Genomic DNA, 16013 nt, shown 5'->3' with positions numbered 1-16013 from the left:
TAATTTTTACCTTAAGATCGATAAAAAGGATGAATCGTTATTCTTTATGGCCTTCATTACTCCCAGCTTCCAGCTTCAAAACTGCTTTATTCCGAACTGAAGTTAAATATCAAAATGTACAACGGGTATTCTTCAAAGTTTAATTATTGATTTTCTTTCCAAAGATTGGCAAAGTGTATAAAATCCGATACACTTAATTCTTCAGCTCTTTTATCCATGAATTCGTGAGTTTTTAAAACTTCAGGAATGTTGAGAATTTTTAAAGCATTGGACAGTTTTTTCCTTCTCTGGTTGAATCCTGCTTTTACAATCTGCTTGAATAAGATTTCGTTTCCAGTTAAACCTTCTTTCGGATTTCTTGTAAGTCTGATGACTCCGGATTTTACCTTTGGCGGTGGGTTAAAGACATTCTCATGTACCGTAAACATATAAGAAACGTCATAGTAAGCCTGAACCAGGATTGAAAGAATACCGTAATCTTTAGTTCTTGGGACTGCTGCAGTTCTTTCCGCAACTTCTTTTTGGAACATTCCTACCATTTCAGGGATCAATTCATAATGATCAACAATCTGGAAGAGAATTTGAGAAGAAATATTGTAAGGGAAATTTCCAATGATGGCAATTTGTTCATCTTTAATAAAGTTGAAGTCTTGCTTCAAAAAGTCTCCTACAAAAGTTTCTTCTGTAATTTTGGAATAATTGTTTTTCAAGTATTCAATAGATTCTGTATCGATTTCCGCCAGATAAATGTTTTGATCTTTTTCAATAAGATATTTGGTAAGAACTCCCATTCCGGGACCTACCTCCATGATGTTATTATAGTTCTCAAAACTAAGACCTTCTACAATCTTTCTTGCGATATTTTCATCTGTCAGAAAGTGCTGACCAAGATGTTTTTTTGCTTTTATACTCAAAGTTTTTTATGATTTTATTAACAATGATTTTCTTTATTTGGTCCCAAATTTCGGAAGTTTTTTTCTATTTTAGCCAAAAATTTTAATATTAATGGCTAAATCTGTAGATGAGTTTAATAAGAAAAGGCTTCGGTCCAGCAATATTACAGTAGTGATAAGTATTGCCTTAGTGTTATTTTTGTTGGGATTAATGGGGCTTATTTTAATCAATGCCCAAAAGTATTCCGACTATATCAAAGAACAATTGGTAGTGAATGCGTACTTTGATGAAAATTATGATGCTAAAGATTCTGTAAAAATTGCAAAACTGGAGGAAGAAACTTTTAAAAAGGTCCAGACGTTAGCTCCTGTAAAAAAAGCAACTTATATTTCGAGAAGCATGGCTGCAAAAGAAGCCAAGAAAAGTATGGGAATCGATAGTGATGCATTGTTTGAAGAAAATATTTTCCCTTCATCTATCGAAGTTGCTTTAAAGCCGGAATATGTGGATCCTACAAAAATTGATGAAGCAATTAAGGTGATTAAATCTGTTCCGGGTATTATAGATGTTAAAAATGACAGTACATTGATGGTGGATGTGTACAATAACTTAAGCAGAATCTTAAAATGGATTTTAGGATTTTCAATTCTGTTTTTGGTATTGGCCGTTGTATTGATCAACAATTCAATTCGTCTGAAAATATTCTCTAAGAGATTTATTATTAAGACGATGCAGCTGGTTGGGGCTAAAAGAAGATTTATTCTTAAACCTTTCATCATAGAAGCAATTGTGCTGGGAGCTATTGGAGCTTTAATAGGTCTTTTAGCATTATTTGGAGTTTGGTATTACTTTACGAATCAGATCGGATCTGCATTTGTACAGGATAACCAGCAATATGTTTGGTTGGTGCTATTGGTAGTAGGTGTGGGAATTTTCATTACCGTTCTAAGTACCATTATTGCAACATGGAGATTCTTAAAATCAAACGTTGACGATTTATATTACTCTTAACAATGAGCAAAAAAACAAATAAAATTTCTGCTTCTGACTTTGGAAGAGAAGTTGAAGCACCACAAGAAAATACTTTTTATTTCGGGAAGGAAAACTTCAAATGGATGCTGATCGGATTGGCATTTATAGTTGGTGGATTCCTTTTGATGATGGGACCGGATGCCAACACAGTGGATGGTAAATTAGATCCCAATTCATGGAATGATGACATTTTCTCTATCAGAAGAATCAGAATAGCACCGTTGTTTGTTGTGATTGGTTTTGCAATAGAAGTGTATGCTATCTTAAAAAGAAAATAAACACAATTATATTTAAGGATTAAAAAATTAGAGAATTAAAAGATTAAATATTAATTTTAATTAAGGATGTATATTCAAGTAAAGCACTTTCATCTTTAGAATATTAATATTTTATGTCGCTGAATAGACAGTCTTTTAATTCTCTAATTTTTTAATCTTTTAATTTTTTTTAAATATGGATTTAATCAAAGCAATTATTATTGCCATAGTAGAAGGACTTACAGAATATCTTCCTATTTCTTCTACGGCGCACATGGGATTCACAGCGAGTTTAATGGGATTGGAAGAAACCGAATTTTTAAAAATGTTTCAGGTTTCTATTCAGTTCGGAGCAATTTTATCTGTTGTAGTGGCTTATTGGAAAAAATTTTTTGATTTAAACAATATTCAGTTTTACTTTAAACTGGCTTTTGCGGTAGTACCTGCATTGGTTTTAGGATATTTATTTGATGATAAAATTGAGGCTGTTTTAGGAAATCAGATTGCTATTTCTTCTGTATTGGTACTAGGGGGAGTGGTTTTACTTTTCGCTGACCAATGGTTTAAAAATCCTAAAATTGATGATGAAAAAGGAATTACCATCAAAAAAGCGGTGACTATCGGATTTTGGCAATGTCTTGCCATGATGCCGGGAACGAGTCGCAGTGCTGCCTCTATCATTGGAGGTATGACACAAGGGCTTACAAGAAAAGCCGCGGCAGAGTTTTCTTTCTTTCTTGCGGTTCCAACTATGTTAGCAGTAACGGTATATTCTGTTTTTGTTAAAACTTGGGGGAAAGAAACAGCAAATCCACAGAAGGGGTATGAAATGATTATGGCATCTCAGGACCACATTATGATTTTTGTGATTGGAAATGTAGTGGCATTTATCGTGGCACTTATTGCGATCAAAGCATTCATCGGAATGCTGAATAAATATGGTTTCAAACCTTGGGGATGGTATCGTATTTTTGTAGGAGTTGCTTTATTAATCTATTTTTATTTCTTTAAATAAAAAATATTCATTTTTTATACCGATTGATGACTGCTGAAGAACTGAAATCAGGATACATTTTTTTATTGGATAAGCCTTTGGATTGGACTTCCTTCCAGGCTGTCAATAAAATGAAATACAAACTTAAAAGGGAATTTGATCTTCCCAAGAAATTTAAAATTGGCCATGCGGGAACTTTAGATCCCAGAGCCACCGGGCTTCTCATTGTATGTTGTGGGAAGTTCACCAAAAAAATTCCCGAAATTCAGGATGCTCCTAAGGAATATTGGACAGAAATTAAGATTGGAGTACAAACGGAATCTTATGACACTGAAAAACCGGAAATTCTTCACCAAGACATTTCCCATATTTCAGAAGAACAGGTAAAGGAAACACTAGAGAAATTTGTAGGAGAGATTGAACAGAAACCTCCCGTATATTCTGCGATAAAAATTGATGGCGAAAGAGCTTATAATCTGGCCAGGGCAGGAGAGGAAGTGGAGATGAAATCCAGAAAAACAACAATCCATTATATTCAGGATATTAACATTGATTTCCCTTTAATAAGTTTTACGGTTGGTTGTTCTAAGGGAACTTATATCAGAAGTCTTGCTCATGATATTGGCCAAGAACTTGGAGTAGGTGCCTATTTAACACAATTAAGAAGAACCAAAATCGGAGATTATAAAATTGAAGATGCCACAGATCAGTTTTTAAACAATGATTTTAGGTTTCAAGGGGAATGAGAATAAAATGACTTCTTTTTTAACTAAAAGAAAAAAGTAATGCTATTTTCAGTACTAAAAATTATACTACTTACGGAAGAGATTAATGGAAAAGACACGTATCAATAAATATTTATCAGAAGTAGGATTCTGCTCCAGAAGAGCAGCAGACAAACTTTTGGAAGAAGGAAGAATTACAATCAATGGAAAAATTCCAGAATTGGGAACAAAGGTATCCGATGAAGATCTTGTAGAAGTAGATGGAAAACCAATCAGAGAGCCTCAAGACAAACCGGTATATATTGCTTTCAATAAACCGGTAGGAATTGTTTGTACCACAGACACCAAGCGCGAAAAGAATAATATTGTAGATTATATCAACCACTCTAAAAGGATTTTCCCAATCGGAAGATTGGATAAACCTAGTGAAGGACTGATTCTTTTGACGAGTGACGGCGATATCGTGAATAAAATTTTACGGGCAAGAAATAACCACGAGAAAGAATATCTGGTTCGTGTAGATAAACCAATCACCCCGAGATTCCTGGAAAAAATGAGAAATGGGGTTCCTATCCTGGATACAGTAACAAAAAAATGTGAAGTGGAGAAAATTGATGAGATGAATTTCAGAATTATCCTCACCCAAGGATTGAACAGACAAATCCGTAGAATGTGTGAATATCTTGGATACGAAGTGAAAAAACTGAAGCGAATCCGTATTATGAACATTAAACTTGATCTTCCTGTTGGGAAATGGAGAGATCTTACCGATGAAGAACTTAATACACTCAATTCTTTACTAGTGGATTCTAGTAAAACAATAGATTAAATTATATTTTACAATAATAAAAAGGCAGGTATGGAATATTTTCCATACCTGCTTTTTTATTATAATTTTTTCAATATTCACTTATTAGTGTAATATTTTCCTGTTTCTTGGTGGAATTTAGTTATATTTATACCGAAAACCAATAACACTTGAAAACCATGAAATTAAAATTTAATCCCGTTCTTTTACTCGGTCTTTTGTTCCCATTTTCTAACTGCCAAAATGATAATCACTCAGAGATTCCACACGACACTGCCTTTTATATTGATTATAGAAGCCTGGATGGAAAATCAGATGGTATAGCTGTGATAGAGCTGGATCCTGAAGCCCCTAATTTTGGAAATATCAGTAGCAAACTTGAATTAGGGGTCGGTGTTCTGCCTCATCACCTTTATTATAACCAGAATGCAAACAAATTATATTCAACGGCTTTAGGAGGCAGCTATCTCTATCAGATAAAAACGGAAAAAGATAAAAACGGACAGCCAATATTAGTAGCTGCAACGCCCATTAATACAGGGGAGAATACAGTGGGCGAAAATTTATTCTTTACCAATGACGGAAGATTCTTTATGACCTTTATGGGCGGAGCAGGAGGACCGAAAGATGGTAGCATAGGGGTGTTTAATGCTAACAATAATCAGCTTATTAAAACCATTAAGGCACCCATTCAGGACAATCCGAATAAATTTATAATGTATCCACATGGTATTTCTGTTAATGAAGAAAAAGGGCTAATGATGGTAACTTCAACGATTCATCCGGATCTTACTACAGGTATGGGAAACACGACCACTTTATTAGATATAAATACATATGAATTAAAAGAAACCTATCAGGTAGCGGATTCAAAAACAGATTTATCCGCTCCTGTAGAAGTCCTGTTATTGCGTGGAAAATTTCCACAATTTGCCCTTGCCACAACAATGCTTGGAGGTGATATCTGGATTGCTCCATACAATGCCACAACTAAAAAATATGATGCTTTTAGTAAGATATTTGACGGAAGTACACAGGGACTGGGCTGGACTCTCGAAATGTACATTGATGATAACAACAGGCTCTACGTGAGTTTTGCCGATCCGGGAAAAGTTCTTGTATTTGACATCAGTAATCTTCCTCAACTAAAACTCTTAAAAACCCTTACCGCTGATAAAGGAGCTCATCATATGGTTTTCTTTAAAACCAAAAAAGGAAAAGATGCCGTAGCAGTACAAAATAACCTGTTGAATATTCCTAATTTAAATTCCGGAACGATTAGCGTAATTGAGATCAGTACAGGAAAAACTTTAGGTACAGTCGATCTACGTACAAAATATGGTATACTTCCTGAATCTATTGAGGGAACTAACGGACCTAGCAGTTATATGCATCATTAAATTGTAAATGTTTTATAATATGAACAATCTCAAAATTTCTATTATTTTGGGATTGTTTTGTTATCGATGAAAATATCTTATATGGACATATTATTTTAAATATAATTTCATTCTTTCTTCATATTCAGGTTTTAACTTCAATAGTTTCCATATTTTTTTGTCATCAGAATTACTGAGCCGGTAGAAAATAATTTTGTCAGCTGAGTATTTGAAATAAGGATGATTTTTAAGCCATTCTTCGGGAGCGTCGATTAAGCTATATTTAACAACACCTGAGGAATTCAGCGGAACAATGGAGATTAATTTTTGAACCATTTCTTTGTCAATATTATAGGTATCTAAAATCTGTTGTTTGGTAATAAATCCACCAAGTTTTTTCCTGAATCCGATGATGGAACCCGCACTTTTTTCATCCAAACCAAATTCCCGAAGCTGTTTGAAAGTGATCAAATTGAGGTCGGTTTTTGAGAAATCTGTCGTTTCTTGTTTGGGTTCTTCTTTTTTGATCATTATAAGATTGATGAAAGGCTTTAGTTCCTGAAACTTTTCTTCGGAAATCACAAAGCATTTCTGTAAGTCTTCAGTACTTTTAAAACTTCCGTGTAAATTTTTGTCACGATAGTTGACGATCGCGTTGACTTGCTTTTCGGAAAATCCTAACGATTTCCAACCCTCTGCCGTTAAAGTATTGGGATCAAAAGGGTGATATTGAATATGGGCTTTAGTAGCAAACTTTTTATCGGTTTTGAAGTTTTCAGGGGTTTTCTCAGGAAGCAATAAATAAGGAGCCATTTTGCTATAGGTTTCAGGAGATATGATAAAACAGTCTTTAAATTTTTCTTTACTGATAAAGCTACCTCCCAGATAATTTCTATACTTTAAAATGGCTTCAGCCTGTTTTTCGCTGAATCCTAACTTTGCCCAATCTTTTACTGAATATTCATCAGGATTGAATTTTCGTACGATTGTAATATGTTTCTTTTCAAAATTTTTAAAATGTTTGAGCTGAGACTCTTTATTGGTTTCAGGAAGTAAAATGAACGGTTCTATTTCTTTGAATTTCTCTTCAGAAATGGCATAACACTTTTTCAACTGTTCTTTCGAGGTAAATTGCCCTCCTACGATTTCCTTATATTTAAGAATAGTGGAAATCTGTTTATCAGAGAAACCCATGTTTTTCCATTGGTCCTTATCTAATGCATTAGGATTAAAATCAGCTAAGTTGATAGACGTTCCGGAGTTTACAATAAATTTTACTTCTGGAAAAGGTTCTTTCTCCCTACTTGTATACTTTTGGTAAGCCAATAAAATAGCCAACAAAAAGACCATGAATGCCAATTTCCGGTAATAGTTTTTTCTCATCATCTAGTAAATTTACACAGAAAAATAAAGCATAGCAAGAGGCAGCTTTAAAGTGATGAAGATTAAGTATTGATTTTATTTTAAATGGTTAAAAAGTAAAGGCAAATTTGATTTTTTATATGATATAATTTCATAATTGTTAACCTGTTATGCATTTTGATATTTTAATGTGAGCTCGGACTAAAGTGGTTTTGAAGCCGGGAGCTGGAAGCTGGGAGTAATGTAGGACATAAAGAATAACGATTTATCTTTTCTATTGACCTTAAGGTAAAAATTAATGATGTCATAGGTTAATTGTTATTATTTAAATACGACGAGTTCTGTCGCTTTGATGAAATACTTTCGTGTATCAAAAATTTAATAGATATACATTTTAATAAACATAAAAATATATTAAATCGTATTAATGTGGTATTTGTAATGTTAAAAATTGTTAAATTCGCGAAAAATTAAACTAGTAATAACTTTAAAAACAATAATAGATGAAAAAGCTTTACATGAGTACACTTACGATGTGTATGATCTTGGGTTTATCTGCTCAAGATGTCGTCTGGCAACGAGACATAAAGTCTTCTACACAGGATTTTCTAAGCCAGGTTACCACAACAATCGATCAGCAGTATCTTATTACGGGAAGCAGTATTCAGGCGGGAAGCCGGAAGTCGGAAGCTGGAAGTGCTACCGGTCAGAATAACGGCTATGATTTCCATTTGGTAAAACTGAACCAACAAGGAGAGCCGGTTTGGGAAAAATACTTTTCCGGACAAAATCATGATTATTTATCAGCTACGGTGACGACACAAGATGGTGGATTTCTTCTTTCGGGTACTTCATACTCAGGAAAAGGTCTGGATAAAAAAGAGGATTCTAAAGGAGGTTCAGATATCTGGTTGATCCGTATCAATGAATTTGGAGATGAATTATGGCAAAAAACTTTAGGTACTTCAGCAGATGAAGAAGCAAGGGCAGTTATTCAAACTACTGACCAAGGATTTATTGTAGCAGGTAATGTGCAGAACTCATCCAAAGGCTACGGTTCCAAAGATGTTCTGATTATTAGGTTAGACAAAGATGGTAAAGTTTTATCCGAACAGATATTTGGAGGAAAAGGCTTAGATGAAGTTGAGAAAATGATTCCAACAAAAGATGGCGGAGCATTATTAGGAATTTATTCCCGAAGTGGAACAAGCAATATGAGCAATGAGCAATCAGTAATGAGTAATACTTCTTCTAACAACTCAAAGTCCATTGCTAATTACTCATTACCCATTGCTTATCATGCAAAAGCCAGTAGCAATTTTGGCGAAGGAGATTATTGGATTGTAAAGCTGGATAAAAACGGAAAAGTTGAATGGGAAAAGAATTATGGAGGAAAGGGAGATGATCATATCAGAACCTTAGCACTGACTTCAAACGGATATATCATTGGTGGCGAATCCAGGTCGGAGCGTTCGGGAAACAAAATGGTAGGTGTAGAAGAGGGGACTGATTTATGGTTGATTGCTCTAAATAACAACGGAGATGAACAGTGGCAAAAGTCTTATAATTTGGGTAACAGGGATATTTTAATGGGAATGAATGTGATTCAGAGTAAAGATACAAGATACAAGAATCAAGATTTAACCAAAGGAGTCCTTTTAGGTGGTTATACTCAGGCAGAAGGAAGGGTACAAACGGATGATGAAACGTTCTGGATGCTGTATCTGGATGGGAACGGTAATGAACAGTGGAGAAAGCACGTGAAAGGCGAATCCCGAAAGAAAGAAGAGAGGCTTTCAGATCTGAAGCTGAACAGGGATGGATCGATCGTGCTTGCAGGAACCAGTGCAGAAGAACTGGGAAAGGAAAACTGGAAAATTGTAAAGCTTGGGGATAAACAAGTGGACCAACTGATAGAAAAATATGATATCAAAATCTATCCAAATCCTGTTTCGGATTATGCTTATGTGGAAATTGGTTTTGATTTTAAGGAAGCTGAAATTCTTCTCTATGATATGTCGGGAAGACAATTGCAAAGCCTGAAAACGAAAAATAAAGTGACCAAGATTAATACGCAGGCTTTGATACAGGGGGCTTATTTGGTGACGATAAAAACGGATACTAATAAAACAGCAAATGCTAAACTAATTAAAAAATAAACACCTATGAGAAAATTACTATTACTTTCCATTATCATTTCCGGATTAGGAAATGCCCAGATCCAAAGAAATTTTGGGGATACTCCGGAGCCGGTACCTTCCATTTCGTCTTTTTCATCTTATATTAATACTCCTGTTTCCCTTGCAACAGGTGTTCCTAGTATTGCTATTCCTTTGCTTTCATTACCTACCCGTAATAAAAACATAGAAATCTCCACTTCACTAATATATCATACCTACAATGCCGCAGAAGGTAAACCAGGTAATGAAGTAGGGGTAGGCTGGGCTCTACTAAGAGGAGGAACAATTTCCAGAGTTATTAATGGAGATCTGGTGGATGAGTTTTATGATGACGCCAGTAAAGCAGGATATAGAAAAAATACATTTGATGATGTATATTACTACAATATTCCCGGAAATTCCGGAAAATTTAAATTTATAAGAGATGTTGACAATAATACCTTTAGCATAAGCAATATTACAGGGAATAACATTAAAATAGAATACACAAGAGATCCTAATACAGCTACCCTTATTTCGAATTCTTTTACCATTACCGATGATAAAGGATTTAAATATATTTTTAACGACTACAGCCGGGCTTTAAACGGTACAAACTTTTATTTTAAATCTGCATTTTATCTGACCAAAATCTTAGATGAAGGAGATGCAGAAATTGCTCATTATTTTTATCAGAAAGACAATAAATATAAAGGAAGTGGAAGCACTGTGTTATTATATCAAAATTGCAGATTAAGCGAAATTTCCACAGATTTTGGAAAGCTTAATTTTGAAGATATCTATGAGTCCTCGAAAGAAACTGAAAATGATGATCCCTATAAGATCAATAGTATTTCATTATCAGATAGATCAGGAAGGCTCATTTCCAAATATAAATTCTCTTATATTAATGGATCAAGGCGAGAATTGAATACATTAGAAAAGTTAGACAATACTCAAAACACTGTTGAGAAACATACATTTGAATATACAGATGTTTCATTCAATACCTATAAAGCACCTCAAAATGGAGATTATGCTTGTCCGGGTAATTCCAATGCAATTACAACGACTAAATCCCGTGCTCTAAAAAGAATGACCCTGCCTGAAGGAGGATACATCTCCTATAATTTTGAGGCCAATGAATTTTTTACAGATAAAAGTCAACTTCAACTAAGTAATGATACCCTTACTGATCTAAAGCTTCAATCTCTTACTGCAGAAAATATATTTTTTGACACCAATCAAAGCCGTATTTATAATATTCATATTGACAATCAAAAAGCACTTTATATAGGCTTTTTTTATGACGAAATGTATGAAAACCAATATCCGATCCATCAACCTCATGTTATTAGTTATCAAATAAAAAAAGCCGGTGTAGTGGTTAATCCTACCCTTGCTGTATGCGAGAAGTATATTCTTCCGGCAGGTGATTATACCCTTGAAATCAAAGGTTATGGAAATGGTAATATTACCTATAACTCTATTGTGACGCAGCCCATGCCTTATAGAAATGCAGAACCCATTAATGTTGGTTTGAGAATCTCTCAAATTCGCTATTTTGATGCAGATAATACTTTAAAAAAGAGCATGAGGTATGAATATAATTCATTTGATACCTCTAACACTTCAAGTGGAGGAATTTATGTTTCTGAAAACTGTGAAGGGGCAAGTGAATTTTATGACGGACGGACGGTGCTTTATAAAAATGTAAAAGAAATCTATGGAGACTCTACCAATAATCTTGGTTATACTCGATATTACTTTAAAATGCCGGAAGATTTCACATCGTCAATCGGAACCGTTAAACCCTATTATAATCTCACTTCATCAGGTATTCTCTATAAAAAGGAAGTATTTAACCAACAAAGTGTAATGACTGATAAAGAAGAAACAGAATATGTGATGGACGATATTCCCGGTGCTCCTGTATATGGCACATGTTCCGGGTACAATTCAAAAGCAGCATGGATTAAATCTGTAAAAACAATATCCAATACCTACTACAGTAATGGAAGCAGTTTACAAAATACAAATGAAACGACTTTTAATGCTGTTAATTTTGGTCCCTCCATTATCAAAGAAACTTCAGCAGAAGGCAAGGTTATGGAAAAAAGCATAAAATACGCAGGAGATCTTAATAATATCCGCCTGATTAATGCAAGTATGACCTCAATTCCACTACAGACAGAAACTAAAATAAATGGGGTTCTAGTAGATAAAACAGAAATAAGATATGATTCTTCATCAGATTTACAGCCTTCATCTATTCTCAGTTTTAATGCTCAAAATCAAAGTTTACAAACAGAAGCTTCGATGGATGTATATGATGATAAAGGAAACCTCGTTCAGGTAACCGGTAAAAATAATATTCCTGTGACTACGATCTGGGGGTATTATGGAACCCAACCTATTGCTAAAATAACAGGAATTCCTTACAATCAGGTAGCAGGCTTACAAGTTGTAACAGCTGCTATAGCAGCTTCCAATGCAGATGCTGATAACCCTAATAATGAAGCTAATTTATTACAGGCTTTAGAAGCTCTGCGAAAAGACCCGGCTTTGAAAACTTATTCTATCACAACTTATACTTATGATCCCCTGATAGGAATTACCAATACCATTTCCTCCGGAGGATTAAAAACGAGCTACCTCTACGATGCTGCCGGTAGATTGATCAAAGTTACAGATGCTGCAGGTAAAACGCTTAAAGAATATCAGTATAACTATAAACACTAATAATGATGAAAAAACTTTTAAACATCGCCATTCTGATGTTCTCGGCAGGCTATTCCTATGCACAGACACTGAATGCCACTCCTACAGAAAATTACACTTATTCCAAGACCTGCCTGGATGAAAATTGCATCAAAAAAACAGAAGAAGTTAAATATTTTGATGGTTTAGGAAGACCCAAACAGGTGATAGGGATCCGGGCAGCCCCTTCAGGGAAAGATATCGTTGCTCATACCGAATATGACCAATTTGGAAGAGTAACCAAAGATTATCTTCCAATACCGCAATCCGGGACCCAGAATGGAGGATTGTATGCCGCTCCACTTGGAAATGCAGCTGCTGTCTTCGGAGGAGAAAAAATTTATTCCGAAAAACAATTGGAAAATTCCCCGTTAAGTAGAATTAATTCGATAACCCCTTTGGGGAATGATTGGGCCTCACGTCCCTTACAAATGGGGTATGCTGCCAATACAGCAGGAGAAGTAAAAAAATATATCGTTACAACTTCATGGGTAAACAATGCCACATTCTCTACTCTGAGCGAAAATGGAACATACGGAGCCAATCAATTGGCAAAAAATACGGTAACAGATAGTGATGGAAATACCACCGTTGAATTTCAAAACACTGCCGGGCAAACTGTTCTTGTACGTAAAAATGACGGAACGCAGAATGTAGATACTTATTATGTATACAATGAATATGGCCAGCAAGCTTTTGTACTCCCTCCACTGGCGGTTACAGCTTCTATAGACCAGACGGCATTAGATAATCTGTGCTACCAATACCGTTATGACGGACTGGGAAGACTTGTAGAGAAAAAACTTCCCAGTAAAGGTTGGGAATATATGGCATATGATAAGGCAGATCGTCTGGTTTTGTCTCAAGATGCTACCCTCAGAACGCAGAATAAATGGTTAATTACCAAGTACGATCCGTTAGGAAGAGTGGCTTATACCGGACTTTTAGAAGGTGGAGACAGATTGGGAAGACAAAACAACATCAGTAATGGGATCATTATTGAAAGCAGAAACAACACGGGATTTACCAGAAATGGGATAACGGTCTATTATAGCGACAATAATTTCGTTGGAGAAATTCCTACCATATTAAGTGTTAACTATTATGATACCTACCCTCCGGATAGTCCATCAAAACCTACCCAGGTTTTCGGACAAGATATTATCAGTGATGATATGGGAACTTCTTTAAATACAAAAGGACTTCCCACAGCTTCCTATATAAAAAACATAGAAGATGATAATTGGACTAAAAACTGGAACTGGTATGACTCTAAATTAAGAGTGATAGGAACTTCTACCACCAATCACCTGGGCGGATATACAAACACCGAATCCAAATTGGATTTTGCAGGCGTTCCCCAACAAACCAAAGTCTATCACAAAAGATTGATAACCGATACTGAAAAGGTTATTACTCAATATTTTGATTACGATGAAGGAAACAGGCTTCTGGTACACAGACATCAGGTTGATAATAATCCCGTTGAGATTTTGGCACAGAACGAATATAATGAGCTTTCTCAATTAAAAAATAAAAAACTGGGAGGAACGACTCCTTCTACTGCTCTTCAAAGTATTGATTATACTTATGATATCAGAGGTGCACTTATTAAAATCAACGATCCGGCTAACCTCAACGGAAAATTTTTCGGGTATGGAATCAAATATACCAATCCGGAATATACCAATATTGCTTCCGGGAAATACAATGGAACCATTGCCGAAATTGATTGGAGAAACGCATCGGATAATGTTCTGAAAAGATATACTTACACCTATGACGGTCTCAACAGACTTAAAGACGCCATCTACTCTGAACCGAATTCTACCAATCCTTTCAATAATTACTACAATGAAAGCATGACCTATGATTTGGGAGGAAATATTAAAAACTTAAAAAGAAATGCCTTTCCGATTTCAGGAAACACGGCCACTATGGTGGATGACCTCTCTTACCAATATACAGGAAATCGTCTGGATAAAGTCGTTGAAAATGCGTTGAACAATACCGGATATGAAGGAGGGAATAATCTTATTTCCTATGATGTGAACGGAAATATGAAAGATATGCTGGATAAAGAAATAGAGTCCATTACCTATAACTATCTGAATTTGGCAAACCATTTTACCATCCAACATTCAAGTCCGTTTGGTCAACCATCAAGCACGTCTATTGGATATGTATACCGTGGGGATGGAGTAAAACTCAGGAAAAATTATTACAATGTAATGGGTAGAGGTGTCTCTGTCACCCGGATTACCGATTATCTGGATGGGTTTCAGTACACCTATGAAGATAATGGGGGGATCTGTTTAACCTGCAAATCAGAAGTCGCTTATGAGCAACAGGCTTATAAAAGTATTATTACTCCGGGACTTCCAATATTTTCTGATTGGAAATTGGATTTTGTAGCTACTGCAGAAGGTTTTTACAGTTTCACACAAAACCGTTATATTTACCAATACAAAGACCACTTAGGAAATGTAAGGGTTAGTTTTGCCAAAAACAGCGCAGGTGCTCCTGAAATTATCGATACCAACAACTACTATCCGTTTGGGCTTAACCATATCGGAGGAGGAAATAGTTCCAATTTTGGAAGCTTCAACTCTTATAAGTATAATACAAAAGAACTACAGGAAACGGGTTTTTATGATTATGGAGCGAGGATGTATATGCCTGACCTCGGAAGATGGGGAGTAGTAGATCCACTGGCAGAATCTACAAGAAGATTATCTCCATATAACTATGCTTTAGATAATCCAATCAACTTTATAGATCCTGATGGAAGAAAAGCTGTAATGCCTATGTTTCCTAATCCTGAAGGATTAGCAGTACCAGTAGAGTCATTTTGGTGGATTAATACTGGCCTAAACCCTACAGGAACAGTAAATGGTTATGTGGTACGTGCTCTCTTAGGGGGACCTTCTCCTTCTTTTCAGAAAGAGCAAACTTTTGGAGAAACAGAATTATTTAGACAACTTATGGCTTTTGCCTATTTTAGAGATATTGATTTTTCAAAGTTTGGGGCGGGATTAAAAGATATTGATGACCCAAATCCTATTAGAAAATATTTGAAAAATGAAAGTAATTTTAATAAATGGAGTGGTATTGAAACAACAAAAATGCAATATCAATTAGATCATAGTAATGCTATTTTAGAATTTAAACAGACAATTAATAAGACAGAGAAATATATTGGATACATAGATAAAGGGCTTGAATGGACTCCTGCTTTAACCGGAATAAAAAGTCTTTATGATTTTATTAAGGAGGGAGCAAAAAGCTTAAATCCAACTTCACTTATATTTACATTAGGAGCATCAACTATTGCACTTGAGAATTATCAAACAGGAGAGTTTCTAGATATGTATAAAAATATCCAAAGTAATTATTTTGATATACATTCTAAAAATCCCAATAATATGAAAGGAATAACAGTGAATATAGATATGATTAAAGGACCTCAAAATCACATTTGGACAAAATATAGTTTTTATGATATATATTCGCATAGATATTTAGGTGGTAGAACTTTTGAATAAATTAATAATATGAAATTAAAATTAAGCGTACTGATTTCAACTCTTATCATATTCTTTATCCGAATATTTTGGAAAGAATCAGTTAATATATTTAATGA

General features: G+C 34.9%; 11 protein-coding genes. 9 read left to right on the top strand and 2 right to left on the bottom strand.

Annotation, left to right across the window (positions count from 1 at the left end; translation table 11 throughout):
* Window positions 1–143 precede the first annotated feature (143 nt).
* Window positions 144–914 carry a 16S rRNA (adenine(1518)-N(6)/adenine(1519)-N(6))-dimethyltransferase RsmA gene (gene rsmA / locus CW752_RS14805; protein WP_101240474.1) on the bottom strand — a complete coding sequence of 257 codons (771 nt, stop codon included), beginning with the start codon at window positions 912–914 and terminating at the stop codon, window positions 144–146.
* A gap of 91 nt (window positions 915–1005) precedes the next feature.
* On the opposite strand from rsmA, the gene CW752_RS14800 reads away from it, so the two are divergent.
* From CW752_RS14800 to CW752_RS14775, 6 genes are all read left to right on the top strand, one after another.
* The gene (locus CW752_RS14800; RefSeq protein ID WP_101240473.1) at window positions 1006–1905 is read left to right on the top strand and encodes a cell division protein FtsX; all 900 of its coding nucleotides are present in this window, start codon (window positions 1006–1008) and stop codon (window positions 1903–1905) included.
* A gap of 2 nt (window positions 1906–1907) precedes the next feature.
* On the top strand, window positions 1908–2204 hold the full coding sequence (locus CW752_RS14795) for a DUF3098 domain-containing protein (protein ID WP_101240472.1): 297 nt from the start codon (window positions 1908–1910) through the stop codon (window positions 2202–2204).
* A gap of 175 nt (window positions 2205–2379) precedes the next feature.
* Entirely contained in the window at window positions 2380–3198 is an 819-nt protein-coding gene (locus tag CW752_RS14790; RefSeq protein WP_101240471.1) for an undecaprenyl-diphosphate phosphatase, read from the top strand.
* A 26-nt stretch (window positions 3199–3224) separates the two neighbouring features.
* Window positions 3225–3923 (top strand): tRNA pseudouridine(55) synthase TruB, encoded by a 699-nt coding sequence (gene truB / locus CW752_RS14785; protein ID WP_101240470.1) that lies wholly within the window; start codon window positions 3225–3227, stop codon window positions 3921–3923.
* Window positions 3924–4008: 85 nt separating this feature from the next.
* A complete protein-coding gene (gene rluF, locus CW752_RS14780; RefSeq protein WP_101240469.1) occupies window positions 4009–4731 on the top strand; it encodes a 23S rRNA pseudouridine(2604) synthase RluF in 723 nt (240 codons plus the stop codon).
* 158 nt (window positions 4732–4889) lie between these two features.
* Window positions 4890–6110, top strand: a complete 1221-nt coding sequence (locus tag CW752_RS14775; RefSeq protein WP_101240468.1) for a hypothetical protein — start codon at window positions 4890–4892, stop codon at window positions 6108–6110.
* Window positions 6111–6200: 90 nt separating this feature from the next.
* Here the strand turns inward: CW752_RS14775 and CW752_RS14770 are convergent, their stop codons facing one another.
* Window positions 6201–7475 carry a helix-hairpin-helix domain-containing protein gene (locus CW752_RS14770; protein ID WP_101240467.1) on the bottom strand — a complete coding sequence of 425 codons (1275 nt, stop codon included), beginning with the start codon at window positions 7473–7475 and terminating at the stop codon, window positions 6201–6203.
* Between the two features lie 479 nt (window positions 7476–7954).
* On the opposite strand from CW752_RS14770, the gene CW752_RS14765 reads away from it, so the two are divergent.
* Genes CW752_RS14765 through CW752_RS14755 form a run of 3 tightly spaced genes read left to right on the top strand, consistent with a single transcriptional unit; the run spans window position 7955 to window position 15915 of the window.
* Window positions 7955–9610 (top strand): T9SS type A sorting domain-containing protein, encoded by a 1656-nt coding sequence (locus tag CW752_RS14765; RefSeq protein WP_101240466.1) that lies wholly within the window; start codon window positions 7955–7957, stop codon window positions 9608–9610.
* A gap of 6 nt (window positions 9611–9616) precedes the next feature.
* Window positions 9617–12352: an RHS repeat domain-containing protein gene (locus CW752_RS14760; RefSeq protein WP_101240465.1), complete on the top strand. Its 2736-nt coding sequence runs from the start codon at window positions 9617–9619 to the stop codon at window positions 12350–12352.
* A 5-nt stretch (window positions 12353–12357) separates the two neighbouring features.
* Window positions 12358–15915, top strand: coding sequence for a DUF6443 domain-containing protein (locus CW752_RS14755; RefSeq protein WP_228401798.1), 3558 nt, complete (start codon window positions 12358–12360; stop codon window positions 15913–15915).
* Window positions 15916–16013: the final 98 nt, after the last annotated feature.

This window comes from Chryseobacterium sp. PMSZPI (assembly GCF_002835665.1).
Classification (GTDB): domain Bacteria; phylum Bacteroidota; class Bacteroidia; order Flavobacteriales; family Weeksellaceae; genus Chryseobacterium.
The sequence above is the reverse complement of the archived record's forward strand: the minus strand, read 5'-3'. Positions and strand labels throughout refer to the sequence as shown.

Coding starts and splice junctions, on each gene's coding strand:
- CW752_RS14800 (WP_101240473.1), top strand. CDS start 1,006: ATGGCTAAATCTGTAGATGAGTTTAATAAGAAAAGGCTTCGGTCCAGC.
- CW752_RS14795 (WP_101240472.1), top strand. CDS start 1,908: ATGAGCAAAAAAACAAATAAAATTTCTGCTTCTGACTTTGGAAGAGAA.
- CW752_RS14790 (WP_101240471.1), top strand. CDS start 2,380: ATGGATTTAATCAAAGCAATTATTATTGCCATAGTAGAAGGACTTACA.
- truB (WP_101240470.1), top strand. CDS start 3,225: ATGACTGCTGAAGAACTGAAATCAGGATACATTTTTTTATTGGATAAG.
- rluF (WP_101240469.1), top strand. CDS start 4,009: ATGGAAAAGACACGTATCAATAAATATTTATCAGAAGTAGGATTCTGC.
- CW752_RS14775 (WP_101240468.1), top strand. CDS start 4,890: ATGAAATTAAAATTTAATCCCGTTCTTTTACTCGGTCTTTTGTTCCCA.
- CW752_RS14770 (WP_101240467.1), bottom strand. CDS start 7,475: ATGATGAGAAAAAACTATTACCGGAAATTGGCATTCATGGTCTTTTTG.
- CW752_RS14765 (WP_101240466.1), top strand. CDS start 7,955: ATGAAAAAGCTTTACATGAGTACACTTACGATGTGTATGATCTTGGGT.
- CW752_RS14760 (WP_101240465.1), top strand. CDS start 9,617: ATGAGAAAATTACTATTACTTTCCATTATCATTTCCGGATTAGGAAAT.
- CW752_RS14755 (WP_228401798.1), top strand. CDS start 12,358: ATGAAAAAACTTTTAAACATCGCCATTCTGATGTTCTCGGCAGGCTAT.